The sequence below is a fragment of the Ohtaekwangia koreensis genome (assembly GCF_900167975.1).
Classification (GTDB): domain Bacteria; phylum Bacteroidota; class Bacteroidia; order Cytophagales; family Cyclobacteriaceae; genus Ohtaekwangia; species Ohtaekwangia koreensis.
Window position 1 is genome coordinate 442,774 of the sequence record NZ_FUZU01000002.1, and the last position, 26,686, is coordinate 469,459.

Consider the following 26,686-nt stretch of genomic DNA (forward strand, 5'->3'; position numbering starts at 1 on the left):
CGGTCCGGGTCTCTATTCTTTTCTATCACGTTTTTTACTTAACCAACCATATGCAAAACAAAGGACTAGTAATTTTTCTTTCGGTAGTCGTTACACTATTGTGTTTCTTCTACCTGTCATTTACGGTCGTGTCGTACAACGTGCAGCAAGATGCTGTCGCTGTAGCCACAGACCCAAGCGGTAAAATTGATGTTAACAAGAAGCAAGCTTACCTCGATTCAATCTGGAATACACCGGTATATAATCTGTTTGGTGCAGAGTATACTTACAAAGAAGTAAAAGACTACGAGCTTAGTCTTGGTCTCGATCTTCAAGGTGGTATGCACGTTACTCTTGAGGTTTCTCCCGTGGATATTATCAAAGGTCTTGCTGCCAACAGCCAGGATTCATCTTTTGTAAAAGCATTGAGAACTGCTTCTATTGAACAAAAGAAAAGCCGCCAAAGCTTTAGCTCATTATTCTTTAAAGCATATCGCGATGCTAACCCCGACAAACGCTTAGCATCTTTATTTGCAAATGCTGCTACACGTGGCAAGATTGCTACTAACGATGATGACAGCAAAGTTATCAGTGTTGTAAATGAAGAAATAGAAAGCGCTATAGATCGCTCTTTTACAATCCTTAGCAATCGTCTCGATCAATTTGGTACATCACAGCCTAACATTCAGCGCTTACCAGGTACAGGAAGAATTCAGGTTGAAATACCCGGTGCCGATAACCCACAACGCGTTCGTAAATTATTGCAAGGTGTAGCACGTCTTGAATTCTGGGATGTGATCGAACCAAACACATTGAATAATTCATTACTGGCAATCAATGACATATTGGTTAAAGAACAAAAGGCAGCAAAAACAGGTGACCAAGCCAAGACTGGCGAACAAGCGAAGACCGGTGACGAAGATCTTTCATCACTGCTTGGTGACAGCACAAAGACAGCAAGCGATACTACAGCAACTGCTGACGAATCAAAAGGATTGGATTCACTTCAGAATCTGAATATATCTCCGCTTTTCTCATTGAGCAATCCACAAGGATCGTTCCGCTATAGCACAAAAGATACAGCGGTTATCAATGACATCTTCAGAAGACAAGATGTTCGTAACCTGTTGCCACGTACCGTTGGTGTATTCTGGGGAAACAAACCTGAATTGATCGGCACAACGGAGTCGCTGGAGCTTTTCTTCCTGGATATAGGCCGTAATGGAAAATCAAAACTTACAGGTGAAGTAATTACGGATGCCCGTAATGATCTCGATGAGTACGCGCGTCCTGCAGTAAGCATGAACATGAACTCAGTAGGCACACGCATCTGGGCTAAGTGGACATCTGAAGCCTCCAGTAAGAGTCCTAAAGGAAGAATTGCCATCATGCTTGATAACACAGTATACTCAGCTCCTTCTGTAAACGGAGAAATTCCAAACGGTAACTCACAGATCTCTGGTAACTTCACAGTTGAAGAAGCAAAAGATTTAGCAAACGTTCTGAAAGCTGGTTCACTTCCTGCTCCTACCAAGATCGTTGAAGAATCATCGGTTGGCCCTACACTCGGACAAGAATCAATCCGTAACGGTATGATCTCGATTGTAGTAGGCTTCCTCATCATCATCTTCTTCATGCTGATTGTATACAACGCATCAGGATGGGTAGCTGACTTAGCTGTTATTCTTAACTTGATTTTCCTGTTAGGTATACTTGCATCACTCAACGCAGCGCTTACACTTCCTGGTATTGCCGGTATATTACTTTCACTCGCTATCGCGGTGGATGCAAACGTACTGATCAACGAACGTGTTAAAGAAGATATCAACGCAGGGAAGTCACTTGAAACTTCGATCCGCGCAGGTTATAAGAACGCATTCACAGCCATCATCGACTCCAACGTTACTACGTTGATCAAAGGCTTTGTATTGCTGGCATTCGGTTCAGGTCTTATCTATGGTTTCGCCGTAACGCTGATTATCGGTATCCTTTGTTCATTCTTTACATCAGTGTTCTTCACACGCGTGATTTTTGAATACTATATCCGCAGAGGTACAAAAATTAAGTTCTCTATGGGATGGTCAAAAGATCTGTTCCGCAGTATCAATATCAATTTCATTGGCAACCGTAAGATATACTATACCATTTCATCTGCTATCATTATAGCGGGTATGGGATTTTTGGCCGTGAAAGGATTTAACTATGGTGTTGATTTCAAAGGTGGTCGTACCTACATCGTAGCGTTGGACAAAGCCGTTACTGCGAAAGCTGTGCGTGAGAACCTGACGGAATCTTTTGGTGAAGCTCCTGAAGTAAAAACTTTTGGAAGTGAAACAAAATACAAGATCACAACCAGCTACCTGATCGATGATGATTCAGATGAAGCAACAGCACAAGCTGAAAAGCATCTTCAAACCGGTCTTGGTAAATTCTCAGGCAACAATGCATCTATATTAAGCTCGTATAAAGTAGGACCTACTATTGCAAATGATATTAAGATATCTGCGATATGGTCATTACTCGTAGCGGTTGTATTGATGTTCTTATACATTCTGATCCGTTTCAGAAAGTGGCAGTTCGCGATGGGTACTGTAGTAAGTTTATTCCACACCGTATTGATGGTGCTCTCCCTGTTCGTGTTATTGGAAAATGTAATGCCGTTCAGCTTGGAGATTGATCAGGCTTTCGTAGCGGCAATCTTGACTGTGATTGGTTACTCGATCAACGATAGCGTGGTTGTGTTTGACCGCGTACGTGAATTCTTGTCTATGAAGAAAAGCACAGAAGATACCGCTTCTGTTGTAAACAATGCCTTGAATGATACATTAAGCCGTACGCTTATCACAGGTATGTCTACACTCTTCGTATTGTTTATCCTCTTTATTTTCGGTGGTGAGACGATCCGCGGATTTACATTCGCCATGTTGATCGGTGTAATTATCGGTACATACTCATCTTTATGTATAGGTACACCTGTATTGGTTGACTTCTCTAAAGATGATAAACTACCAGACAGTACAAACAAAGTTGCACCTGGCAAAGCAGTTACTGCTTAAGTCAGTCTGACAAATAACAGAAAAGGCGTTCCGATTGGGACGCCTTTTTCTATTTTATACTATTCTATACTTGACTCCTTGTGAAAACAAGAATCAAGTCTATCTCACCGTTATAGGCTGAACTATAACTATAGATGAGACACAAGCCAATTTATAGTTCCTGTGATTGGATATTTCCCGGAGATTTTTGCTTTCTGTATTTTCTCGCATTCCACAACGCCTCTCTGCGTATAGCATGATGAATGGTTGCGTTGATCTCATAGCCGATCAGCAAGACAACTGTAACAAGCTGTATCCATACCATGAGCGCAATCAACACACCGATGGATCCGTATACTTTGTTATAGGTAGAAAAGTTCGTTACGTAAAATGAAAACCCATACGATACCGCCAATGTAAGAAACGTGGCCACCAGAGAGCCCAACGAAAAGAACCTCCAGTTATAGTGTATAGCAGGACCGAAATAATATAGCGTTGATATCGCCAGGAAGAACACTATAAATATAACGAGGAAGCGAAGTGCGAAAATCAGGAATACGGTAAACTTATCAATGTTAAGCCAGTCAAATTGCATAATGTAGTCCAGCACAAACTGGCCCACCACAAGAAGTGCAATGGCAAGCAATACAACAAATGCAAGATTGAGCGTAAGTCCTGTAGCGATCACTCTTGTTTTTAAGCCGCTACGTCTTTCAATCGTTCGGTAACAAGCGTTGAAAGCACGCATGAGTGCCAGCGTTCCATTGGTAGATAAGTATACGGAGAATAAAAAACCCAACGACAACAAGCCACCCCGTTGGTTGCTGACTATATCTTTCACTGTGGGGGCAACTACATCAAACATAGACGGAGGTATCATCGCTCCTAAAAATTGCAGGATGCTATCGTCTGTAATGCCGGAGAAAAAAGGAGTGACGTATGGAATTAATGTGAAGAGGAAGATGATCGCAGGAAAAATGGCCAGGATAAAATTGTATGCTACACCATTCGCGCGATCCATGATCTCATCGTCCATCAGGTTTTCAATGAACAATTTTAAGATCTTGTATAAAGAAACGTTCTCGTATTTTTTAAATCGTACTTTCTTAAGCCACGTTATGACGTGACGACCGGGACTCCATTGTAATAAGATGCGTTTATATTTATACTTCATTTAAAAAATGGCTCCAGTATAGTTTCCATTGCCTCGGGCGGACGACATGGTCGTTTCGTTATCTTATCAACAAATACCAAGAGTGTTTCTCCACGGTTGATGAGTTTATCTTCTTCATTAAAAATCTCATATTGAAAGCGGATTTTTATACTCGGCTTTTCAGGTATGGTAGTTACGATGCGCAATAATTCATCATATCTGCCAGGTGCGAGATACTTCGAGTGATTCTCCAACACAGGCATCATGATGCCCATCGCTTCAATTTCCTTATACGATAAACCTAACTGTCGCAAACTTTCCACGCGCGCCACTTCGTAGTACATCGCATAAAATCCGTAGTATACATATCCCATCTGATCGGTCTCGCCATATCGCACACGGATTTTAGTTTCAGATCTATACATCGAATCAACGTTTATTTCTCAGCGCTTCTCCCTTTTGCTGTTCGAGGGTAAGTGCTCTTTGGTACCGTATAGCGTTGCTCATATGTTCCTCGTAACTGTTTGTGAAATTATGATTGCCCGAAAAATCCTCCTTGGCACACATATAGTAATAGTCACTCGGTGTATAATTTAACACAGCATCCAGCGAGCGGATCTCCGGCATATTGATTGGCCCCGGTGGTAAGCCTGGATATTTATAGGTGTTGTAAGGCGAATCAATTTGCTTATGCACATTCAGCACACGCTTCAGTGAAAAATCACCTACAGCAAACACAAGTGTAGGATCTGCCTGTAAAGCAATGCCCTTCTTTAAACGATTCAAATATAGTCCAGCGATTACGGGTGCTTCTTTTGCATTTATACTTTCGGCCTGCACGATAGAAGCCAGCACCGATATTTCAATAGGTGTTAATCCAACAACCTTCGCTTTTTCTTTTCGTTCATCGGTCCAGAATTTTTCATACTCACCATGCATTTTTTCTACCAGCGCTTCAGGTGCTATATTGAAATATACTTCGTATGTATTTGGTATAAACATCGTCATGATGTTGTCTTTATTAAAACCATACGAATTCGTCATGGCAAATTTTATTAATGCCGCTTCAAATTCCTCAGGTTTCATTCCCAGGTTCCGCGTAATGCGCTCTGCCAATTCGGAAACGAGACGAACATTATTAAAAGTAATTTTAACAGGCTCTTGCTTTCCGGATTTTAAAATTTTCAACGCCTGCAGGTTCGTCATGTTTTTGCGCAAAATATACCGGCCAGGTTTTAACTGATCTGCATAGCCGCTGAGCTTGGCAAGAAAACTAAAAGACACGAGGTCGTTTACAACTCTGCCTTCATGAAGTTTTCTCTGGATGTCCTTAAAAGTAGAACCTTCTTCAACAATGAATAAACGATCATCCATCCCTACCAGAATGTTGGGAGTGTATACAATTTGGTAAGCATAGTAACTGAACGATATGCCCAGAATTGCTACCAGGAGAAATAAAATTAAACGCTTATTGGGTTTCATAATAAAATACGAGGTATCAAAAATAATAAAACAGCCTTAACCTCCCGCAGGAACGACTTTTGATTTCTGCCGAATATCTATCTTTAGAAAGAAATGGCAGCGGAATTACTAAAAATACATCCTCAAAATCCTGAAATCAGAAAAATCAACCACGTTGTTGAGGTATTGAAAGATGGCGGAATTATCATCTATCCCACCGATACCATCTACGGCATTGGCTGCGATCTCATGAACCGAAAATCAATTGAACGTCTCTGTCAGATCATGAACATTAAACCACAAAAGCTTGATCTTTCGTTCATTTGCAACGACCTCAGTCATATATCAGAATTCGCACACAGAATAGACACACCCGTTTTTAAAATATTAAAGAAAGCCTTACCAGGTCCGTTCACGTTTATTCTTGAATCAAGCAGTCGCGTTCCCAAAATTCTTAATGTGAATAAGAAGACAGTGGGTATTCGTATACCCGATCATTCGATCCCCCGTACTATTGTTGAGCATCTTCAAAATCCGCTCATCACAACATCCATTAAAGATGACGATGAGATAAAAGCATACACAACCGATCCGGAAGAAATCTATGAAGACTTTAAACATAAAGTAGATTTGGTTATTGATGGCGGAGTGGGAGGCAACGTACCGTCTACTGTTGTTGACTGTACAGGCGATGAGTTGACGATTTTGCGCCAGGGGCTTGGAGACCTCGATCAATATTTATAATTATTTTTACTGCTAAATATACCTTTCTATGATACGATTACTTGTACTTCTTCTATTAACCGGCAGCATGGCAACACTGCATGCGCAGGATTTTCAACGACATTTTATAGCGGAAGATTTTACAGCAGAGAATTTATTCACGAATAATATAGAAGGCCCATGCTTTGACGAAGCCGGTAATCTTTATGTAGTAAACTATCAAAAAGACGGAACGATTGGACTGATTGCTCCGAATAGAAAGATCTCTTTATTCCTGACGCTTCCACAAGGAAGTACCGCCAACAGTATAAAGTTCGATAGCAAAGGCAACATGTACCTGGCGGATTTCAGCGCACACAATGTGCTGAAGGTAAATATGAAAAATAAAAAGGTGTCGGTATATGCTCACAACGATGGTTTCAATCAACCGAATGATATATGCATCAACAGTAAAAATCAGTTATTTGCTTCTGACCCTAACTGGAAAGAAAGCACTGGCAAAATCTGGCGCATCGACAAAGGTGGTAAAGCTGTATTGCTCGATGACAAGATGGGTACAACCAATGGTATAGAGTTGAGTCCGGATGAAAGAATACTATATGTAAATGAAAGTGTTCAGCGAAAAATCTGGGCATTCGATGTAGACTTTGATGGAAACATTTCCAACAAAAGACTCTTTGCAGAGTTTCCTGATTTTGGTTTCGATGGTATGAAGTGCGACAAGGAAGGCAACCTATATGTAACACGATATGGTAAAGGCACAATTGCAATACTGTCGCCAAAGGGCGAGCTGATTCGCGAAGTACAATTGAAAGGCAAGAACTGCAGCAACCTGGTGTTTGGTGGATTGAATGGCAAACTCGTTTTTGTTACGCTGCAAGACAGAAAGGGAATGGAGATGTTTAGAAATGATATAGCAGGGAAAGGGTATTAATCGATGGCCCAGCATCAACTCATTATTTCTCTTAACACCTGCACTGACTTCATCTCTCCTAATGTATCAATGTGATCGGAATAAAAATTCATAAGTACTTCGAGTAGTTCTCTGCGCAATGTATTTGTAATCGGGAGTGTCGTATCATACTCTGCATTCACAACGTGTTCGAGCATCGCTTCTGCTTCCAACGATGCAAGGCGCCCTCCTACAACTTCATTTTTAGTCTGCGCTCCAAAACCCAGGTAGCGACTTAGCTTGATGAGAAATATCAAATGAAAATTTTCAACCTTGCTTTGTTTGTCAAGGGTTATCAACGATTGTATCAGGAACTCACACAACTCCTGCGCATGACTTTCTTCCTTTACAGTTCTGTTGATCACTTCATTTATGAACATCGCCAATGCCGACTTTCGAATGTCTGTCGGAATGTTGTGATACGGGTATAAACACTTAATCTCCTTAATGCGCAAGATGTTTGCATTCTCGCGATGATATACCACAAGGTCCAGCAACGTGAGCGGTTGATACAATGCTATTCTACTCCTTGCCGTTTGACTGCGCACACCATTCACAATATAGCTTTGCATGCCAAAGACTTCCGTAAATATATTTACGATGATGGAAGTATCTCCATATTTGGTATATCTGAAAACAATGCCGCGGGTTTTATGTAACATCTGTATAAGCAGCTATTGTGCTATGGGTATATTTGAAGGGCCGGTCAATTTATTCAACAACAGCAATCTTCCCGACAACACTTTCTGTTCCATCGGAAGTCGCTGCAAAAACAAGGTATATACCCGTTGCTGCACGCTTGCCGTTGTAATCGCGCACATTCCAGGTGGCAGTGCCGCCACTGGCTTGCGTTTGCCAGATAAGCTTTCCACTTATATCGGTGATCTTGACTAAAGCATCGGTGGCAAGTCCATTTATACCAACGCTTCCATTAAAACTATTTGTAATGGGGTTGGGGAAAATCTTAACGGATTGAAATGAAAAATCACTCTCTGTAGCATCACTTCGGAAAGAGATTATACCCTTATCCGTAGCAAAAAAAACTTCCCCGGTTTTGTCGTTGATCGCAATATCTTTAATCACATTTGAAAGCAATGGGCTGTTCGCGGTTGTAAAATTATAGATCAGCTCTTCGCCTGTAGCATTAAACAGCCAAACACCGCGCTCTGTTCCCATCCACTTCCGGTTGCCACCATCTATAGCAATCGCAGTCACTTTATCATCGCGCAGCAAAAAGCGACTTTCGTAAATAGGCTTAACAGCTTCTCCCGAGGGTCCGAAAAAATAAGCTACTCCTATATCTGTTCCTACCCACACTAGACCATCACGGTCGATAGCTATTGAGCGTACATTTTTACTTGGCAACGCTCCGCTTCCACTTTGGTCCGTTATATACTCGTATCCTTTGCTGGCTTTATCAAACACATAAATGCCTCCTCCTTGCGCGGGGTTGGTAACCATCCATATATAGCCTGACAAATCTATAGCCAAATCTACGGGGTAACGTGCTGCAAATATAGGAGCAGCGAAAGATTCCCACGTATTATCCTCTTTTAGCAGGTGCAGTGAATTAAGTGTGCCATATTCCGTAACCCAAAGTCCTGTTGACGAATTTTCAATAGCAGTTACATTCGCTGCACCAAGCGTGCTATTGGTTTCATTATATACGATTGATGTTCCGTCTGAATTTATTTTCTCCACACCACGATCAAAAGAAGCATAGTATACTGACTCCGATTGCTGACTACTGGCAACATCGGTTATATCTTTGAGCGATGTTTTTCGAGGTGACCAAACTCCATTTACAAATTCATCTACTATACCAACATTACCAAGTCTTATGAAACCTGAACTATATCCCCCGGGAATATTCCATACAACGCCATCGGCATACGCCAACCGAAAAATATCTGGTTGTGTAGGTCCATTCGGCAGATAACTTTGAAATGAACCACTATAGTTTGATAACAGTCCATTCACGTTATCACCAATCCAGAACTTGCCGTTCTCTTCCAAAGCGAAAAGAGGGGCTTCAATTTTTTCGTCTATCACCTCTGTCAAAACATTTGTAGCGTTGATCTTCCAAAGGTTGTCATCAGCCCCTACAAGTAGATCAGATCCCGAAGCATTTAAAAATGTAAAGATCTCTCCTGATAAATAACCTTCATTTGTCCAATTCCCTGCAGTATAACTGACGATACCTGTTGTATTTATTACAGCGTAAACTTTGGAATTAAAACTTGCTATAGCCTGTATAGATCCGCTCAGCATTCCGGTATTGAAACGTTTATAGTTTGCAAAATCCAATAGGTTATCCTGAAGATCTCCTGCCAGTATACCTTTTTCTGTAGCGAGAAATATACTGTCATCTTTAAAAGTAACGGCATTAATTTTTAGTGTCTCACCTGTTACACCCAGGTCACGCCAGGTTTCTTTAACCTCAGCCCGCGAAAGATCAAATACCACTACTCCAAAGTCTGCAGCAAAATATGCGAGCCCATTATTTATAGCGATGTGATTTATTTTCTTTGAACCGGTAATCGATGCATTCGCCAATGGATCAAGCGACTTGATCACATTATTCTTTATCACATCAATTTTTCCATCGTCATATGCGATCAGGAGTTGCTCAGTAAGAGCATCGTATTGAATATAGGTTACAGTCGTCCCACTAAGTCCACTCAACTTGGAGTAACTCGTGATGCTATTGTCTTCACGATCGAGCACCATGATACCATTGGTGGCTGCACCGAAAATATAGTCATCATCGATCGCTATACTTTTAATAGAGTTATAAGAAGTATGCACACGCCACGTGCCTATAGGAATTTCCTGTGCGTAAGAAGTAACAGTTAAAAGCAGAAGGCTGAAACTTAAAGCCTGAAACGAAAAGCTGAAAGGTTGACGTTGTATAGTGTGTTTGGAAAAATTTCTGCGGGCAGCAATCATAAATCTGTCTTCTTCCTTTTTTTCATTCCTTCCATAAATGATTGACGATTACGTGCTTCATATTCCTTGCGCTCACCTAGCATCACTTGTTGTTCACTTGCTGTAAGTCTGAATGAGAACGAAGCAAGCTCACCGGTTTGTGCGCAGATCGCATGAACTTTTGTAACAAACTCAGCAACAGCAAGCAGGTTCGGCATCGGTCCAAAAGGTTTACCTTCGTAGTCCATATCGAGGCCGGCTACAATCACGCGCTTTCCACCGTTGGCCAACGTATTGCATACTTCAATTATAGCGTCATCAAAGAATTGTGCTTCATCAATTCCCACTACTTCACAATCTCCGGCCAGCAGTAAAATATCGCTGGCAAAGTTTACCGGTGTAGACCGGATAGAGTTGGCGTTGTGCGATACAATTTGCTCGTGGTGATAACGTTTATCGATAACGGGTTTAAAGATCTCAACTTTCTGGCGCGCAATAATGGCACGATTTAATCTGCGGATAAGCTCTTCCGTCTTCCCGGAAAACATACAGCCGGCAATAACTTCGATCCATCCAACACGTCCGTGTTCACGCCTGCTCCCTAAATGTGGTTCTATAAACATTCGTTAAAATTAAGCATAGACATGAAATAAAAATACGCGTTGCGGATGGAAGCACCATTCAGTTTTGTCTCGCCAAATGTCTATCCATCTCAAAACTAATGTCTAAAGTCTGTGGCCTGACTAAATGTCTCGAAGCAAATTAATATCTTTAAGGCCGTTAATATCATAATCGTATATAAAGCATGGACGAAAAGATAAGTCTCGAAGCAATTGCCCTCTATGGAGATTCGTACGCGGAAAGTGTGTTGAGAGGATTTTTCTCTTCGAAAGATAAGATCAGTGGTCCCGAAATTCTCAGTCTTTGTAATGTACAACAGGTGAATCTTTTTGTGATCCGCGAGCTTTTTCGCGCGTGGAAAGAAGAAACCAAAAAGTTAAAGAGTCCATATTTCAATTATGACAATCCGGAAGTAAAAGAGTCGCTCGAAGACCTGATGGGTGTTCTCTCCAAAAATATTTCAATCGATCGGGCACATTTTGCTCCCTTGCTCAAGAAAGCGTCCAGCCACGCATTAATGGTTATTTTTGATCCGTACGATTTCTTTTCGATGATCGTTACGGGAAAAAATAATAAGCTTGAAGTAGAACCCTTCCGGGAAGAAATAAAATATCTCAAGGTAAATAAAGCTCCATTGGACCGGATGCTTCAAAAACTGGAGGAGAAAGGAGTTAAAGAACTTTCGGGTAATGAAGCCTTTGCTATACTTGATCAAATTCTGGAAGAAGTAAACTTTACTCCGGAAGATGTTGAAGACTATATTGAAAAGTTTTCAGCAGTGGTACCGCTGGATCCGGCAAGGTTCTTCGTAACGAAATATGTTGAGCCTGAATACAAAGCGCCTGTACAAAGCAGCAGACCTGTGGAAGTGGAAACTCCAAAGGTTGTAACATCGCCTCCTCCTCAACCTGTTCAACAACCAAGACAAGCACAGAATACTCCACGCGTTCAACAAAGCGGAGGCTCGAGCCTCAACGATCGGTTAGGTCGTGAGTCCAAGCCTATGCTGGCGGGTAACTTTAATAAGATCATCAAGATCAAAGACAGCCTCACTATAAATCAAAAGTTTATGTTCACCAAGGTGCTTTTCCATGGTGACTTTGAATTGTTCAGCAAGGCTATCGATCGACTCGATCAACTGAACAACCTGAACGCGGCATTAAACTATATAGATGAGGAGTACGCTTCGACCTGGGATCGTGACAGCGAAGAGTTTCATGAATTTATGGAACTGGTGGAGAAAAGATTCTCGTAGTCCGAGTGTTTTATACCACGGTCAGGCTACACGTATTCGAACGATACCTTTCTGAGAATCAATCTTTAACTCGAAAAATTTTGTGATGAATGTGCTGAGGCGAAGGCCAGCCATTTGCGGCGTATAGTCTTCCGGATAGAACACCGTAAGCTCCAGTATAGCACGAATGAATTGTTCGTGACGGCAAAACTCCCGAACCCATTGGCGATAGGTAGCAGACCAATCTTCGCTATACTTTTCCATCGGGTCGCGGCCATCGAAGATAAACTCCAATTGGTTATCGCTATAGTTCTTGTAGCGGTATACTCCCGCCAGGTTCTCGTAAAATTCGTGCAGATGAGAATGATCCGTTCCGGTATGTTGCTTGATACGCTCAGCAGCTTCGTCCATCAGGCCAAGAGCATTAAAACGGAGCAGGTATTCTACTTTCACATAGTCCACCAGGTACTGCAACAGCGAATTTTCAAGAGAATGCTGTGCCTCTTTCAGAACATAGTTTTTATCGCGTGGGAAAAACTTACGAAGCACCGAGTCTGTGTTTTAAGATTTATACTCAAAGGTAAGAAAAACAGATGAGCCCGCGATTGCAGGTTGATAGTTTTTCATCAACAAAAATTTTAAAACTGATCTGCACTGGCCGACTCACATGATTTTTTATACGGATCTGGTACACTGCAATCCAACATAGAACCTACAGGGATGGATGGGTATATTTCTTCCAGTGTTTTGATCTCATTCATGAAGATCCGTCTGCTGATCTGGTGACGGTTCAATTTGCGCGGACTATCCAAACCGGCCGCTGCCAACAACTCTACAAAGCTTTCTATAGTATACTTGTGAAAGTTTGCAACCCTTACTTTTTTATCATCGATGTCGAGACCTGCGGCAAGCTCAGGGTCTTGTGTTGCAACACCTGTAGGGCACGTGTTCTTATTACACTCCAACGCCTGAATACATCCAATCGCCATCATCATGGCACGTGCGCTGTTACACATATCTGCCCCCAATGCTACAGCACGAATCATGTGAAAACCTGACAATATTTTTCCGGAGGCGATAATTTTAATGTGGTTCCGGATATTGAAGCCTTTCAACATGTTATCTACAAATGCAAGGCCTTCGAGTAAAGGCATTCCAACAAAGTTCGAGAACTCAGGAGGAGCTGCACCTGTACCGCCTTCACCTCCATCTACCGTAATAAAATCAGGGTATATATCTAACTCTACCATGGCTTTGCAAACGGAAATGAATTCGCTTTTGCGACCAATGCAAAGTTTAAAGCCAACCGGTTTGCCATCGGACAGTTCGCGTAGTTGATTTATGAAAAGGATCATTTCGCGCGGTGTCTTGAAGGCACTGTGAAAGGGTGGCGAGAAAACCGTAGTGCCCGCTTTTACAAGTCGAATTGCAGCAACTTCAGGTGTATTTTTTTTTGCGGGAAGTATACCACCGTGTCCGGGCTTAGCACCTTGCGAAAGTTTCAATTCAATCATTTTCACTTCGGGCCGTAATGCATTTTTTCTAAAACCATCCGGACTAAAGTTTCCGCCTTCATCGCGTGCTCCAAAATAACCTGTACCAATCTGCCAGATCAGATCACCACCATTATTAGTATGATGATGACTGATACCACCTTCACCCGTGTTGTGTGCAAAGCCTCCGATTTTCGCACCAGCATTCAAAGCCTGCACGGCATTGCTGCTCAGAGAACCGAAACTCATCGCAGATATATTTAATACACTTGCCGAGTAAGGTTGCTTGCAATCTTTATTTCCAACTACAACCCTGGGGCTATGCTCCATCTTATGAAAGTCAAGTGGAACAATGGAGTGACTCATCCATTCGTACCCTTCCGCATAGACGTTGAGTTGTGTACCAAATGGAGTGGTGTCTACTTGCTTTTTAGCACGCTGATAAATTACAGAGCGATCGTTTCGATTTATCGGTGCCCCATCCGTATCGGATTCAACAAAGTATTGCTGAATCTTCGGACGCATGTCTTCAAAAACATAACGAAGTCTTCCTAACACTGGAAAATTTCGCTTGATGGATTGCTTCTTCTGAACCATATCATGAACGCCCATGCTGATGATGGGGGCAATCAGTAAAAATCCAAAAAGAGCTGGCCACCAGAACCATGCCCACAGCACAAGCAGCATCGTTACAACAACGCTGCTAACAATGAATATCTTTCTCATATAGTATGGATGAAAATCAAATATAGTAACTCTGTAAATTCAGTTTTAAACCTGATGATTTGCCATCGGTTTTTAATTCAAGAGGGGATTTTTTATTCTACATATATAGTGAAGAACAAAACGCTAGTCAAATAACCCACCGCGTTTACTTAAGGGGGGCACAACCTTCAGATGCTTGTATGCAAGTTCGGTCGCTTCTCTTCCGCGGGATGTTCGTTTAATATAGCCTTCCTGTATCAGGAAAGGTTCGTATACTTCTTCAATGGTCTCGCTTTCCTCACCCACAGCGGTTGCAATGGTGGTAAGTCCGACAGGCCCGCCTTTGAATTTTTCAATGATAGTAAGGAGTATACGATTATCCATATCGTCTAAACCATTCTCATCTACATCCAACGCCTTGAGTGCCATTTGCGCTATAGCTTTTGTGATTGTTCCGTTGCCTTTGATCTGGGCAAAGTCGCGCGTTCTTCTCAGTAGGTTGTTGGAGATACGCGGTGTTCCTCTGCTTCTGCGAGCAATCTCAAAAGCTGCATCAGATTCAATCGGTGTATTTAATATAGCCGATGAGCGATTAACAATTTTTGTAAGCAACGTAGAATCATAATACTCTAACCGCGCATTTATACCGAAGCGCGCACGAAGAGGCGATGTAAGTAAACCTGCACGCGTAGTGGCTCCGATCAGTGTAAACGGATTCAACCCTATTTGTACTGACCGCGCATTAGGACCCGAGTCTAGCATGATATCAATGCGAAAATCTTCCATCGCAGAATACAGATACTCTTCTACGATAGGATTGAGGCGGTGGATCTCGTCAATAAACAAAACATCGTGCGGCTCCAGGTTTGTAAGTAGTCCGGCAAGATCACTGGGTTTATCCAGCACCGGACCAGACGTTATCTTGATGCTTGTCTGAAGTTCATTCGCGATAATACTAGATAGTGTAGTCTTCCCTAATCCCGGAGGGCCATGAAGCAACACGTGATCCAACGGCTCACTCCTTTGCTTTGCTGCCTGCACGAAAATTTTAATATTGTCTACTACTTTTTGTTGTCCCGTGAAATCTTCAAATGAAAGTGGACGAAGAGCCTTCTCTATTTCCTTCTCTACTGAATTCTGGCCTTCGTTATCACTTTTCAGGTAATCTTCTCGCATGGTATATGAGTCGTTATCGGGCTGTTCTGTCCGTCAATCCTTGGAGGTGTAAAGGTCATAAAAAAACTATTGAAATGACTAATATGACCAGAAGACATTGAGCGTGTAACATGAAATATCCACATAAATCGGCGATGATGCATGAGCAACGTTGTTGCATTTACATTTTTACGATAACTTGCGCCTGATTGAGCACGCCCCAACTATTATTGACTATCATTTTAAGCTTCTGGCAAACGCAGAAGCCTGTTGATGCTATTCATGTGGAAGGGTATACCATGGGCACAACGTATCACATCACCTACTTTGACGATCAAACCCGAAATTTTAAAACTTCCGTTGATTCACTTTTACAAAAAGTAAATCATTCTATAAATACATATGATCCTGCCTCAGAGGTGTCGCGCTTCAATACCAGCAAGCGAGGAATTGCTTTTGAACTATCTCATCTTCGAATTATTATAAAAAAATCGCAGGAAGTATATAAAGCTTCAAATGGAGCGTTCGATCCAACCGTAATGCCTTTAGTAAATGCCTGGGGATTTGGACCTGGAAAAAACCTGACCATGAATAAGGCGCGGATCGATTCTCTTAAATCTTTTATCGGTTTCGAAAAAATTCGTATTACTTCCGATAGCCTTATAAAACTCGATCCGCGGGTTCAACTTGACTTTGGGGGAATCGGACAAGGCTATGGAGCAGATGTGATCGCTTCATTCTTGCAATCAAAAGGAATTAAAAATCTATTGATTGAGTTAGGAGGAGAAGGTATAGCGATGGGCAAAAATATACAGAAAGATAAAAACTGGACGATCGGTATACTTGATCCTAACTCGACACGCGACAATCAATTCTTTAAAGCGTACGCTGAAGTAAAGGATCAGGCATATACTACAGCGGGAAATTATTTTAACTATCGTGAAATCAACGGAAAAAAATATTCACACACGATCGACCCGACCTCAGGTTATCCGTCAGATTTACCTTTATTAAGTGCCTCTGTATTTGCAAAAGATTGTACTGCCGCAGATGCATGGGACACTGCCTTTATGGTAATGGGACATACCAAAAGCATTAAATTTTTAAAGCAACATCGAGATCTGAATGCGATCCTGATGTATACTTCACACACTGGCCCTATAGAAATATTTAGTACACCGGGTATAAAAGACCAGGTTACATTAGAACGCTGAATCAATAACCTCCATGACGCTTAAATTACTCGTACTGTTTTTCACACCACTTCTCTCTGGCTTGCTTATTTACCTTGTTCCCAAAAGCAGGTCAACAAACTTCAAATTACTACTGGTGTTTGCGGGTGCATATCTGTTTGCGATAACCGTTATACATATTCTCCCCGAATTATACCATCAGCCCATAGGCAAAGAATGGATCGGCCTTTTTGTTTTAGCTGGATTCTTTTTGCAACAGCTGCTGGAGTATTTTACATCCGGTGTAGAGCACGGACATATTCACACGCACGATCATCATCATGATCACTCTCATCATCATCACTCGCATGATCAAACACAAAAATCAGTTTCAGCGATTGTATTATTGGTAGCATTATGTATTCATGCGTTCCTTGAAGGTGGTATGTTGGCAGAACCGTCTTACATGGGACAACACTATGATATCAATGCTATACTTCTCGGTATCGCTCTTCATCGTGCACCAGCAGCGTTTGCGCTAATGACTGTATTAGCTTTTCAACTTGGTTCACGACAAAAAGCGCTGCCCTACTTAATTGGTTTTTCATTTGCAGCACCGATTGGCTTGCTGATCAGCAGTTCTCTTGCCGATGCACATATACTGACAGAAGAAGGTCTCATTCTTTTATATGCCCTTGTATGCGGAAATTTTCTTCATATTTCTACCACTATAGTTTTCGAAAGCAGCCCTGATCATCGCTTCAATGCTAAAAAAATGGCGGTCGCAGTTTTTGGAGCGCTCGTGGCGGTGGCCGTTGAGTATATAGTTTAGGTGTTTACTTCACTATATTTATTGCGTGAAAGCGATTGTACGAGTCAAGCCGTGGAAAGGCAAGAATCCTCCTAAAAGAATTCTTGTTATGCGTTTTCAAGCTTTGGGCGATACGATAATTACCTTGCCTTACTTGCAAAGTTTAAAGCGACAATATCCAGATACAACGCTACATCTGTTTACTCGAAAAGAGGTTGATCCTATACCTGGAAGTATAATCTTGTTTGATAGAATAATCTCGCTTGGAGGAAAAAGGAATGCCAAAGTCCAATTTCTTTTGTCCCTTGTTAAAATGCCGTGGTTGTGGAGTACTCGCTATGATGCAGTCATGGATTTACAAAACCATAAGTTTAGCAGAATAATACGCAAGTTGTTATGGACAAAAGCATGGGTCGAGTTTGATAGAACCTCGCCCATTTCGGCCGGAGAAAGAACAAGACAAACCATTGAAGCACTTTGGGATTGGAAGATACCATTGGATACTGCCTTTAAATTTAAATACAAAACAGATATAGCGCATCTGTTAAATTCACATGGATACAGATCAGGGAATGAACTTGTTGTTCTTAATCCTGCAGGTTACTGCGCATCCAGAAATTGGCCATTGCAATCTTATGTGGCGTTTGCTAAACTCTGGTTAAAGGAAAAACCAAATACACAATTTGTATTACTCTTACTTCAGACGCATCATAAAAAAAGTGTATATATTCAAAGTGAATTAGCGGATCGGTGTATCAACCTTACAGGCCATGCAAATCAGACAGAAGCTTTTGAAGTCATTCACATGAGTAAATTTATGCTAACTGAAGACTCGGGGCTGATGCACATGGCATGGGTACAAGGTATACCAACGCTTGCTTTGTTCAGTTCTAGCAGAAAAGATTGGTCTGCTCCCCAGGGAAGTTGGTCGTATTGTCTTGATTCTTCCGATCTGGAATGTGGGCCCTGTGGTTTAGCAACATGCAAGTATGATGATAATCGATGCTTAACCCGATATTCTCCTGATTTTGTTTTTAATATAGCCATGCAATTAACTAAGTCATCAATCTAAATGTTAGGAGTATATAAAAGATATCCGTTTCCTGTTTCCACAAGAACCAAGTTCTTCAACCTTTTTCGTTACTTCTTTACACATCCGGTCTTAGAGAGATTTCTTATAGCAAGGCTCTCAAAGGGTCAGAGCCGATGGTGGTCGAAATTTATTCCTCCGATATATTTTTACGAACGAGAAAGTGTCAGGAAAGCAGAACGGGATAATATACTATATGATCTCGACATCAGTAAACTCATTGATCACTCACTTTACTTCTTTAGCATAAATGATCAAGTCTGGAAAAATCTGTTTAAAGAAATACAACCAGCATTTCATATAATCGATGCCGGTGCCAATATAGGTTTTCTGTCAATGAGTTTCGCCAGGCTTTGCCCGCTAGGCTTTATATATAGCTTTGAGCCCGATAGTGAAAACTTCGACTATCTCAAAAGAAACAGGGATAACAATAAGTTTTCAAATATTGCATTATTCAAAACGGCGTTAGGTGAACAACCTGGTAAAGGTGAACTATATAAATTATATAACAACAATCCGGGGGCAAATCGTATTTTAACGAACAAGCCCAATCAGCATGTAATTTCCGAAACCATTGAAATATCCGTGCTTGATGATTTCAAGAAGACAGGTGCCATACAGAAGGTTGATCTTTTAAAGATTGATGTTGAAGGGTTTGAACCCTTTGTACTGAAAGGTGCAAAAGAAATTATAAAAACCTGGCGCCCCATTCTTTTTGTTGAATTAGCAGAAGTAAACCTCCGTCAGCAGGGGTATACTGCAAAAAAATTAATTGAACTCATTGAAAGTTTTGACTACGATGTTAAGGATGCTCGTACAATGAGGCCAATCGACAGGGATTTTGAAAACCATCATACGGATGTGTTATGCTTTGCAAAAAACTAGATACTGATATTTGAAAAAGAAAGTTTCCATCTGGATACAAGGAGGGATTGGTGGAGGTATGTTTTCTCAAGGATACCCCGCCATTAATCAACTTATAGCCGGGCTCGCCACGCAATATGATATTGATATATACTCGCAGCTTCCTGCTAACCCCGATTATATACCACAAGGTTTTAAATTTTATTCTCTCAACCGGAAGATAAAATCAGGGACGCTTCGGTGGATATATCTATTCTCTATCTTTTTCGTTAAGCACATCAAAAAACCATACAAGGTTTTGTTTAGTTTTTGGGGGTACCCTGCCGGAGCTATATCTGTTATACTGGGCTTGGTTATCAGGCGTCCTTCTGTTGTTTACTTGCATGGTGGCGACTCTGTTTGTATTCCATCTATACCCTATGGCGTATTTTGTGATTCTAAACGCGCCCGAATCTGTCGTTGGGCCTATTCACGCTCATCGCGTTTATTAACCATAAGCCAATACCAGGCTTCGCGTTTAATAACCTACGGTATAGCAAAAGAAACTGATGTAGTTCCCTACGGTATAGATTCTTCTGTATTTACTTTTAAGGAAGACCGATTCGATACACCTTGCATACGGTTCATTCACGTTGGCAATCAAACTCCCATCAAAGATCAACACACCATGTTGGAAGCGTTTTCGTTAATTGTTCAATATATACCCGCTACGTTAACAATTGTAGGTCCCGATTTTTTTGAAGGCCAATTGAAAACCTGGTGTATATCATTGGGCATCGAGAATCATGTCAAATTTATAGAGCCGCAGCCGAACGCAAGCTTGTCTGCCTATTATCACTGCGCAGAGATTATGCTTCATACTTCTCTATATGAAGCTCAAGGATTTGTCTTTGCAGAAGCTGCTGCCTGCGGAACGCTTATAGCTGGTACGCGAGTGGGTATGTTAGCTGATATGGGAGAAACCTGTGGAATTATTGTGGAACCTGGCCAATCAAAACTACTGGCAGAAAAAATTCTGGACATACTCAAGAAGCCAGAAGAAATAAAGGCAAAACGACTCGCTGCACTGCGATGGACTCAAAAAATAAATTCAGATTACACCATAAAAGAAATTTCTGCCATATTCGAACAGGTGATGTAATTTTAGGCTAACAATGTAATTCTATACTCATAAGCCAGGCATATATATTAACATTATACCCGTGAAACGAATTGCTATTCTGGGCAGAGGGGCGCACACTTTACCAACGTACCGGGTATTGTTGAATGATCTGGCCGCACATTATTCCATCACACTTTACTCTGAAGTAGCAATGACTCCTGAATGGCTGCTTCTTGAACATAATTATGCTATAAAGTCTATTCCTAAAGGAAAATATCCGAGAAGGTTAAGAGATTTACTTTTACTCCTTTTGATTCTGCGTGATCATCTTAAAAATCCATTTGTATTGCTTCACGCGCACTCTACATATCCTACTGGGTTTATAGCTATACTTTTAAAGAAAATTTTCAAAATTCCTGTAGTGGTTGCATTGGATGCCGCCGAGGGAAGTGCTTTCCCTGAGATTGATTTCGGAGACCTATTAAGCAAGCGAAGAGCTAAATTGAACCAATGGGTAATAAACCAGGCATCGTTTGTAACAGCGTTAACAAACTTCCACCGAGATCAGGTATATACCAATCTAAAGATAACCAAAAATATCAACGTTATACCCAGAGGTGTTGATCCTGCTAAATTTTCCATTGTAAACACACAAAAAGAAAATGATAGCATAACAATCCTGAGCGTTTCTTATCTAAGCCCGGTAAAAGATCCTGAAACACTTATAAGAACGTTCTTCCTCATTCAACAAAGTATAAATTGTAAATTGATACACATCGGTCACGATTATATGAACCATGCGATTCAGCAACTGGTTAAGGAGATGGGTATTGAAGATAAAGTATTCTTTATGGGACACCTCGCCTATGAAGAAATTCCAGAGTACTACAAAAAAGCAGATCTCTTTCTTTTAACATCTGTTTATGAAAGCCAGGCCCTTGTCGTAGCAGAGGCACTCGCAGCAGGTATACCGGTAGCCGGAACTCATGTGGGACTGATGGCGGATCTTTCAGAAAAATGTTGCATTACAGTTCCACCAGGAAATTATAAAGCTTTAGCAGAAAGCGTTCTTGCGCTACTCAGTGATAAAGAAAGAATGAGTGCACTTCAGGAAAACGGCTATAACTGGTCCCGGCAAAATAATCTCGATACCTGCGTTGCCACGTTACGTAATATATATGATCATCTCATCGTAATAAAACAATGAAGATAACTACAGTTATACCTACCAGAAATCGCCCGATGCACATCAACCGGGTTTTACAAACCCTTCAGTCACAAACCAGACAAGCAGATGAAATTATTATAGTAGATTCAAGTGACGAGAAGAGTTACATCGATGAAGTCTTGAAACATTTTTCTCACTTGCCTTTAAAATGCATTCAATCATCAGCCTCAGTATGTATACAAAGAAATCGAGGTATTGCAGTTGCCCAAGGGGATTGGATTTTTTTATGTGATGATGATATAGAGTTAAATTCCGATTATTTGGAAAAATTAGAGCTATATACTAAATGTAATATTGAATGTGGAGCCGTGGCCGGACGTCTGCTTCAACAAGAAGATAATAGTTGGGTTGATCAATATCCAGTGAAGGGAGCAAAAGACTTAATCTGGCGATTTATATTTCAACTCTCAGTGTGGGGTGATTTGCAAACAATAAAATCATCGTTCCCCATAAATATACCTCTTCTATATATAAAGAGATTTTATTCCCGAAGAGGTAATGACCTTACCCTTGCTGGTTGGCCGTTGATAACATCATGGAAAAAGGGTTCATTTCAAACTACAGTTTATTCACTTGGCGCAAATCTTATCAAACGTGATTGGTTGTTAGTATCGCCCTATGACGAAGTGTTGGACCCGAGTGGTATAGGAGATAATTATGGAGTAGCTATTGGATTTCCTCAAAGCTTAGGCATTCATGTACTTGATACAACCTTTGCTTACCATCACCGTGCACACGAGAATCGTCTTGATCGTACTCTGGCATATTACCGAAGAGTTTTAGCCCTGCATTACTTCATCAAGAAAAACAAAAAACATGGTATCCTTACCACACCGTTCTTTATTTGGTCACTGACCGGGAATACGTTACTCTATATATTCAAGAGAAATAAAAAATTGGTTAGGGCAAATCTAAAAATCATTGTCCTTATCCTGACGTCAAAGAATCCTTACTGGCTTGCATTCAAAAGAAAAGAAAAAGTAATTCGTCCGGATTTTACTTAAGACCTTGTCAACGTTTTACTATCCAGGATTAAAATATGAGAAGCATACTGCTTAACAACGGGATCATGTGAAGCCAAAATGATAGTCTTACCCTGCCTGCATAAAGATTGCAGTTGCTCCAGTATATATACTTTATTTTTCGTGTCTAGCTGATTCGTTACCTCGTCCAAGAGCAATACATCAGGATCACGGTATAGAGCCCGCGCTAAACAAAGTCTTTGACGCTGGCCGCCTGAAAGCGTTATACCATTTTCCCCTATAGGTGTATCAAGTCCTGCCGTTAGCAGGTCAATAAAATCATTTATACCAGCTAAAGCTATAGCTGCTTTTACTTTGTTTCTGTCAATAGCAACGTGCTGTTCTCCGAAGGCAATGTTATGAAGAATTGTATCCTGAAGAATGACCGGAGATTGCGACACCACACCGAGCCTGGATTGCCATGCCTGAATTGATTGTTTATCGAGACAAACATTATTATCAATAATAATTTCACCCGCATAATCCTGTATAATTCCGGCCAAAATATTCAGCAATGTTGTTTTACCTGTTCCTGAGGGGCCTTGCAACATTACAAAATCACCTTTTGAAATTTTAATATTTATATTGTTTAACAGCAATGATCTTGTTTTATCCGCATATTGAAATGAGAGAGCCTTTAACTCTATGCTTGTCTTAAAGTCAACCGAATCACTATTTTCATTCAGGAAATTTTCCGGGAAGTCATCAAGATTTTCTTTCAAAGTTGATACTGTATATGCATAAGACTGAATTTGAGACAAGCTTTGCAAAATTCGATTGAGCGAGGGCATAATGCGATACAAAGCCAATGAAATTAGTCCGATGAAAACCATTATATACTTGGCGTCAGCATTTGATGTACGCGCATATATAATCATACCAGCGAACAAAACTATTCCGATGGTCTCCAGTATACGTGTTGGAAGACTTGCGAAAGTTTTAAGCTTAGCTAGTTGTGTTGTTGTTATTTTACTTATATGTATAAATTGATTGATAAAATAATCTTCCTTTTGGTATATTCTCGCTTCAGCATAACTACTTATACCTTGTGTTAAAATTATATTCGTAACAGGAGTAAGGTCACGAAATGATTTATCTGTTTTAAGGATTACATTTTTCCTAAAGAAAAAATAAAAAATAATCACCGGCATACATAAAATGATGAAGATAAAGAGAATGCGATAGTCAAACCAGGTTATAATACTAATCATCATCACACAAATCACCACATCGGTTATAAGCAGGAAATAGCTATTTACTACGTAATTAATAAATTCGAAAGGAGTGTCTTTAATTTTCCGAAATGTTTCAGCCGAATTTGTTTGCGCATAGTCCGTCCACTTCAAGCGGTAAAAGCGATGATAAATACGTTTTGAAAAATCCAGATAAAGCTGATTCAAAAAATCCAGCTGTTTATGCATTTGCCATACTGAAAATATATTTTTCAAAGCAAACGTTAAAATTATACCTACTACTAAAACAATCCAGGAAATTGATTCCATCAAAAGGATTACACTTCTCAATACTTCCGGTGCCTGCTGAGATTTATCAGGGTCAATGAGATAGTAAAATAATGGAAGAATAATTGTTAGTGAAAAGACCTCTAACAATGCCACACCAACAGAGATCGCTATATTTTCTATAGCCTTCAACCTCTGCTTGCGAGAAAGCAATCGTAAGATTTGAAAAACTCCAGGAAAAAATGAAGCATTCAAAATTGACTTCCCAGTATGAGGCATCCGAGCTGACGGTTAAAAACTATTAGTAGAAAACTTCTGCAATTGCATTCCCAACTTAGCTACAACGGATTTTACTTTCATTTTAATTGCGGATGTATTTCTGTTTATATTTCTGGCTTTGAAATAATTTACTTCGCTTACAACTCGGGTCACCGCATAGTCATAATACTTCCGCGAATACATTCGCTCGAAATCTATTTGACGGTCGGTGGTGGTAGTCCAGTCAAGGTCTGGTGTTTGAGATGCCTCGACTTCCTGGTATAGCTCTGTTCCTTTGATGGGATACGCTACTGTGATGGTAAAATGATCCGGGTTAGATTCTTTTAAGTGCTTTATAGTTTCTTCAATGTCTGCTTCTGTTTCACCGGGATAACCAAGCATGATGAAGGTTCCGGTCTGAATACCAAATTGCTTGGTAAGCTTGATCATGTCTCGCACTTGATTTACATCTACTCTCCGATCCATAAGATCTATCACCCGTTGCGACCCGCTCTCTGCACCAATCCATACACGAAAGCAACCTGTTTCCTTCAACATTTTTATGACGTCTTCATTCATGCGGTCAGCACGGGTAATGCATTCGTATGGAATTATGACATCTCTCTTTTTTAATTCATCCCTGAAAGCCGTTAGCCATTTATGACTGATTGTAAATACATCGTCCACAAACCATAGTGTATCCGGATTGTATTCTTTTTTGATCATCTCTAACTCCTGGGCGACTTTCTCAGGTGATCTTCTTCTATAGCTTAACCCATACACTGCACGACTGCACCACTTACAGGTATAGGGACATCCGCGCATCGTACTCACAGAAATTGCATTTGTGCCATGAAATTTTTTCCATGCATCAAGGTATAAATGAAGGTCTATCTTTTTCCGATTCGGAACAGGAAGCTCATCAAGGTCTTTGATCTTATCACGTTCGAGTGTTTCGATCCGTTTACCTTCATACAAAAAAGATATACCGCGTATTTTATCCAATGCATCTTTTGGTATAGATACGCCAACCGTATTATTTATTGTATGGATAAGCTCCAACATTGTTTCCTCGCCTTCGCCCAGCACAACAAAGTCAGCACCACTATTTAAATAGTTCTCAGCATTGTAACGAACATCAGGCCCGCCAAGAATAATTTTACTATTCGGTAAACTTTCATTTATATACTGGACGATCTCTAACACATTTAGCTTCGTCATTAGGTTGGCATATATACCAATGATTTTGGGTTGATGCTCGAGCAGGTATTGACGGAATTTATGCTTTGTTGAGAATGTAGTATCAAAAACATCATTATCGATACCATGTTGCTCCAGGTAAGCCGATATATAGAGTATACCTAATGGGGCGTAAGGTCGCATGATCTGCTGCTCCTTTACATCATCCGCCAGAAAATAACCATGCGTTAGAAGAACACTCATCTTAGTCGCAGGTCGATGATAAAATGATCAGCCATGCCTGAGAGAAATGAAAAGCCAGAAACTTTTTTCTCCATTACATTCAATCCAAACAACAAGCGCTTTCTACTTGAAAAGAAATTTTCGAGATAGGAAGGTGGCAGTGCGAACCCAACGGGCTTACGGCTTATCACTTTAAAATTTTCTGACGACCACATCTTTATTTGTGAGGGTTTGAAATACCAGGTTTTAACAGCCGTACCATGAAGATCGGCAACTACTTCAGTGCTGGTCCACCTGCGGAAAATATTCTTAAACTGAAAGCGGGTGAGGAAGTATATAGATTCCCACAAACAAAATTTAGGCATGACCACCGCTATAAATCTTCCTTTCGGAGATAAGATAAGCGGTAATTTTTGAAGTAATTTTTTAAACGATTCAGGATTAATGCAATTCAATCCTCCGAAGTTTGAGAAGACGAGATCAAATTTTTTATCAAACAATGTTTCATCGAAACTATCAAGGTCAAGGTAATGGGAGCTTATTTTACTTTGCATCGAAAACTGATGAGCTTTCTGTTGCGTCACCTTCAACATCTCTTCTGATACATCAGTGGCCACTATATTAAAACCCTTTTCACTAAACAAAACAGCGTCCTCACCGGTGCCACAATTCAATTCCAGAATTTCAAGTCCACTTAACTGTGGTGTAATCTCTTCAAGGTAGCGCCATACTTGTTTACGCTGTAACTGTCCAATAGCGCTCTGTGTAAAAACAGAGTCGTAGGCAGAGGCGATGTGATCGAATGGAGCAGCCATGCG

23 protein-coding genes are annotated in these 26,686 nt (G+C 40.7%); 11 read left to right on the plus strand and 12 right to left on the minus strand.

All coding sequences use genetic code 11. The annotated features are described in order from the left end of the window. Window positions 1–50 precede the first annotated feature (50 nt). A complete protein-coding gene (secDF, locus tag B5Y40_RS14865; protein WP_079687583.1) occupies window positions 51–3,035 on the plus strand; it encodes a protein translocase subunit SecDF in 2,985 nt (994 codons plus the stop codon). Between the two features lie 151 nt (window positions 3,036–3,186). Here secDF and B5Y40_RS14870 read toward each other — a convergent pair whose 3' ends face one another. The 3 genes from B5Y40_RS14870 to mltG are packed head-to-tail and all read right to left on the minus strand — an operon-like array spanning window position 3,187 to window position 5,649. Then, window positions 3,187–4,188, minus strand: coding sequence for a YihY/virulence factor BrkB family protein (locus B5Y40_RS14870; RefSeq protein ID WP_079687584.1), 1,002 nt, complete (start codon window positions 4,186–4,188; stop codon window positions 3,187–3,189). Next, window positions 4,185–4,592 carry an acyl-CoA thioesterase gene (locus B5Y40_RS14875; protein ID WP_079687585.1) on the minus strand — a complete coding sequence of 136 codons (408 nt, stop codon included), beginning with the start codon at window positions 4,590–4,592 and terminating at the stop codon, window positions 4,185–4,187. The genes B5Y40_RS14870 and B5Y40_RS14875 overlap by 4 nt, the downstream gene beginning before the upstream one ends. Window positions 4,593–4,596: 4 nt before the next feature. Next, window positions 4,597–5,649, minus strand: coding sequence for an endolytic transglycosylase MltG (mltG, locus tag B5Y40_RS14880; protein ID WP_079687586.1), 1,053 nt, complete (start codon window positions 5,647–5,649; stop codon window positions 4,597–4,599). Window positions 5,650–5,742: 93 nt separating this feature from the next. Between mltG and B5Y40_RS14885 the strand changes: the two genes are divergently transcribed. Both B5Y40_RS14885 and B5Y40_RS14890 read left to right on the plus strand, forming a co-directional pair. Further along, a complete protein-coding gene (locus tag B5Y40_RS14885) occupies window positions 5,743–6,372 on the plus strand; it encodes an L-threonylcarbamoyladenylate synthase (protein WP_079687587.1) in 630 nt (209 codons plus the stop codon). 28 nt (window positions 6,373–6,400) lie between these two features. Next, window positions 6,401–7,285 carry an SMP-30/gluconolactonase/LRE family protein gene (locus tag B5Y40_RS14890; RefSeq protein WP_143785782.1) on the plus strand — a complete coding sequence of 295 codons (885 nt, stop codon included), beginning with the start codon at window positions 6,401–6,403 and terminating at the stop codon, window positions 7,283–7,285. Window positions 7,286–7,299: 14 nt separating this feature from the next. On the opposite strand, the gene recO is transcribed toward B5Y40_RS14890, so the two are convergent. Genes recO through B5Y40_RS14905 form a run of 3 tightly spaced genes read right to left on the minus strand, consistent with a single transcriptional unit; the run spans window position 7,300 to window position 10,854 of the window. Further along, on the minus strand, window positions 7,300–7,965 hold the full coding sequence (gene recO / locus B5Y40_RS14895; protein WP_079687588.1) for a DNA repair protein RecO: 666 nt from the start codon (window positions 7,963–7,965) through the stop codon (window positions 7,300–7,302). Window positions 7,966–8,014: 49 nt separating this feature from the next. Continuing rightward, the gene (gene porZ / locus B5Y40_RS14900) at window positions 8,015–10,252 is read right to left on the minus strand and encodes a type IX secretion system anionic LPS delivery protein PorZ (RefSeq protein ID WP_079687589.1); all 2,238 of its coding nucleotides are present in this window, start codon (window positions 10,250–10,252) and stop codon (window positions 8,015–8,017) included. Continuing rightward, window positions 10,249–10,854 (minus strand): thymidine kinase, encoded by a 606-nt coding sequence (locus B5Y40_RS14905; RefSeq protein WP_079687590.1) that lies wholly within the window; start codon window positions 10,852–10,854, stop codon window positions 10,249–10,251. Before B5Y40_RS14905 ends, porZ begins: the two co-directional genes overlap by 4 nt. Before the next feature lie 182 nt (window positions 10,855–11,036). Here B5Y40_RS14905 and B5Y40_RS14910 point away from each other — a divergent pair, with 182 nt between their 5' ends. After that, window positions 11,037–12,107 carry a hypothetical protein gene (locus B5Y40_RS14910; RefSeq protein WP_079687591.1) on the plus strand — a complete coding sequence of 357 codons (1,071 nt, stop codon included), beginning with the start codon at window positions 11,037–11,039 and terminating at the stop codon, window positions 12,105–12,107. A 21-nt stretch (window positions 12,108–12,128) separates the two neighbouring features. Here the strand turns inward: B5Y40_RS14910 and B5Y40_RS14915 are convergent, their stop codons facing one another. The 3 genes from B5Y40_RS14915 to ruvB all read right to left on the minus strand — a co-directional run bounded on the left by B5Y40_RS14915 (window position 12,129) and on the right by ruvB (window position 15,460). Further along, window positions 12,129–12,635, minus strand: a complete 507-nt coding sequence (locus tag B5Y40_RS14915) for a hypothetical protein (RefSeq protein ID WP_079687592.1) — start codon at window positions 12,633–12,635, stop codon at window positions 12,129–12,131. Between the two features lie 89 nt (window positions 12,636–12,724). Beyond that, complete coding sequence (locus B5Y40_RS14920) at window positions 12,725–14,305, minus strand: FMN-binding glutamate synthase family protein (RefSeq protein ID WP_079687593.1); 1,581 nt, start codon at window positions 14,303–14,305, stop codon at window positions 12,725–12,727. Window positions 14,306–14,428: 123 nt separating this feature from the next. Beyond that, the gene (ruvB, locus tag B5Y40_RS14925; protein WP_079687594.1) at window positions 14,429–15,460 is read right to left on the minus strand and encodes a Holliday junction branch migration DNA helicase RuvB; all 1,032 of its coding nucleotides are present in this window, start codon (window positions 15,458–15,460) and stop codon (window positions 14,429–14,431) included. 209 nt (window positions 15,461–15,669) lie between these two features. Here ruvB and B5Y40_RS14930 point away from each other — a divergent pair, with 209 nt between their 5' ends. The 7 genes from B5Y40_RS14930 (at window position 15,670) to B5Y40_RS14960 (ending at window position 22,710) form a co-directional block, all read left to right on the plus strand. Then, window positions 15,670–16,653, plus strand: a complete 984-nt coding sequence (locus B5Y40_RS14930) for an FAD:protein FMN transferase (protein ID WP_221408952.1) — start codon at window positions 15,670–15,672, stop codon at window positions 16,651–16,653. Between the two features lie 13 nt (window positions 16,654–16,666). After that, complete coding sequence (locus B5Y40_RS14935; protein WP_079687596.1) at window positions 16,667–17,443, plus strand: ZIP family metal transporter; 777 nt, start codon at window positions 16,667–16,669, stop codon at window positions 17,441–17,443. Between the two features lie 88 nt (window positions 17,444–17,531). Further along, window positions 17,532–18,494 carry a glycosyltransferase family 9 protein gene (locus B5Y40_RS14940; RefSeq protein WP_143785783.1) on the plus strand — a complete coding sequence of 321 codons (963 nt, stop codon included), beginning with the start codon at window positions 17,532–17,534 and terminating at the stop codon, window positions 18,492–18,494. After that, on the plus strand, window positions 18,495–19,397 hold the full coding sequence (locus B5Y40_RS14945; protein WP_079687598.1) for an FkbM family methyltransferase: 903 nt from the start codon (window positions 18,495–18,497) through the stop codon (window positions 19,395–19,397). 10 nt (window positions 19,398–19,407) lie between these two features. Then, window positions 19,408–20,517: a glycosyltransferase family 4 protein gene (locus B5Y40_RS14950; RefSeq protein ID WP_079687599.1), complete on the plus strand. Its 1,110-nt coding sequence runs from the start codon at window positions 19,408–19,410 to the stop codon at window positions 20,515–20,517. A 61-nt stretch (window positions 20,518–20,578) separates the two neighbouring features. Beyond that, window positions 20,579–21,685 carry a glycosyltransferase gene (locus tag B5Y40_RS14955; protein ID WP_143785784.1) on the plus strand — a complete coding sequence of 369 codons (1,107 nt, stop codon included), beginning with the start codon at window positions 20,579–20,581 and terminating at the stop codon, window positions 21,683–21,685. After that, entirely contained in the window at window positions 21,682–22,710 is a 1,029-nt protein-coding gene (locus tag B5Y40_RS14960) for a glycosyltransferase family 2 protein (RefSeq protein WP_079687601.1), read from the plus strand. The genes B5Y40_RS14955 and B5Y40_RS14960 overlap by 4 nt, the downstream gene beginning before the upstream one ends. Here B5Y40_RS14960 and B5Y40_RS14965 read toward each other — a convergent pair. The 3 genes from B5Y40_RS14965 to B5Y40_RS14975 are packed head-to-tail and all read right to left on the minus strand — an operon-like array spanning window position 22,707 to window position 26,683. Further along, window positions 22,707–24,467 (minus strand): ATP-binding cassette domain-containing protein, encoded by a 1,761-nt coding sequence (locus B5Y40_RS14965; RefSeq protein WP_079687602.1) that lies wholly within the window; start codon window positions 24,465–24,467, stop codon window positions 22,707–22,709. The two genes, B5Y40_RS14960 and B5Y40_RS14965, sit on opposite strands and share 4 nt — an antisense overlap. Window positions 24,468–24,479: 12 nt before the next feature. After that, window positions 24,480–25,889, minus strand: coding sequence for a B12-binding domain-containing radical SAM protein (locus B5Y40_RS14970; protein WP_079687603.1), 1,410 nt, complete (start codon window positions 25,887–25,889; stop codon window positions 24,480–24,482). Next, entirely contained in the window at window positions 25,886–26,683 is a 798-nt protein-coding gene (locus B5Y40_RS14975) for a class I SAM-dependent DNA methyltransferase (protein WP_079687604.1), read from the minus strand. Before B5Y40_RS14975 ends, B5Y40_RS14970 begins: the two co-directional genes overlap by 4 nt. Window positions 26,684–26,686 lie beyond the last annotated feature (3 nt).

What these genes read in the sequence shown, in the direction of transcription:
- secDF (WP_079687583.1), top strand. Translation starts at nt 51, where the DNA reads ATGCAAAACAAAGGACTAGTAATTTTTCTTTCGGTAGTCGTTACACTA.
- B5Y40_RS14870 (WP_079687584.1), bottom strand. Translation starts at nt 4,188, where the DNA reads ATGAAGTATAAATATAAACGCATCTTATTACAATGGAGTCCCGGTCGT.
- B5Y40_RS14875 (WP_079687585.1), bottom strand. Translation starts at nt 4,592, where the DNA reads ATGTATAGATCTGAAACTAAAATCCGTGTGCGATATGGCGAGACCGAT.
- mltG (WP_079687586.1), bottom strand. Translation starts at nt 5,649, where the DNA reads ATGAAACCCAATAAGCGTTTAATTTTATTTCTCCTGGTAGCAATTCTG.
- B5Y40_RS14885 (WP_079687587.1), top strand. Translation starts at nt 5,743, where the DNA reads ATGGCAGCGGAATTACTAAAAATACATCCTCAAAATCCTGAAATCAGA.
- B5Y40_RS14890 (WP_143785782.1), top strand. Translation starts at nt 6,401, where the DNA reads ATGATACGATTACTTGTACTTCTTCTATTAACCGGCAGCATGGCAACA.
- recO (WP_079687588.1), bottom strand. Translation starts at nt 7,965, where the DNA reads ATGTTACATAAAACCCGCGGCATTGTTTTCAGATATACCAAATATGGA.
- porZ (WP_079687589.1), bottom strand. Translation starts at nt 10,252, where the DNA reads ATGATTGCTGCCCGCAGAAATTTTTCCAAACACACTATACAACGTCAA.
- B5Y40_RS14905 (WP_079687590.1), bottom strand. Translation starts at nt 10,854, where the DNA reads ATGTTTATAGAACCACATTTAGGGAGCAGGCGTGAACACGGACGTGTT.
- B5Y40_RS14910 (WP_079687591.1), top strand. Translation starts at nt 11,037, where the DNA reads ATGGACGAAAAGATAAGTCTCGAAGCAATTGCCCTCTATGGAGATTCG.
- B5Y40_RS14920 (WP_079687593.1), bottom strand. Translation starts at nt 14,305, where the DNA reads ATGAGAAAGATATTCATTGTTAGCAGCGTTGTTGTAACGATGCTGCTT.
- ruvB (WP_079687594.1), bottom strand. Translation starts at nt 15,460, where the DNA reads ATGCGAGAAGATTACCTGAAAAGTGATAACGAAGGCCAGAATTCAGTA.
- B5Y40_RS14935 (WP_079687596.1), top strand. Translation starts at nt 16,667, where the DNA reads ATGACGCTTAAATTACTCGTACTGTTTTTCACACCACTTCTCTCTGGC.
- B5Y40_RS14940 (WP_143785783.1), top strand. Translation starts at nt 17,532, where the DNA reads ATGCGTTTTCAAGCTTTGGGCGATACGATAATTACCTTGCCTTACTTG.
- B5Y40_RS14945 (WP_079687598.1), top strand. Translation starts at nt 18,495, where the DNA reads ATGTTAGGAGTATATAAAAGATATCCGTTTCCTGTTTCCACAAGAACC.
- B5Y40_RS14960 (WP_079687601.1), top strand. Translation starts at nt 21,682, where the DNA reads ATGAAGATAACTACAGTTATACCTACCAGAAATCGCCCGATGCACATC.
- B5Y40_RS14965 (WP_079687602.1), bottom strand. Translation starts at nt 24,467, where the DNA reads ATGCCTCATACTGGGAAGTCAATTTTGAATGCTTCATTTTTTCCTGGA.
- B5Y40_RS14970 (WP_079687603.1), bottom strand. Translation starts at nt 25,889, where the DNA reads ATGAGTGTTCTTCTAACGCATGGTTATTTTCTGGCGGATGATGTAAAG.
- B5Y40_RS14975 (WP_079687604.1), bottom strand. Translation starts at nt 26,683, where the DNA reads ATGGCTGCTCCATTCGATCACATCGCCTCTGCCTACGACTCTGTTTTT.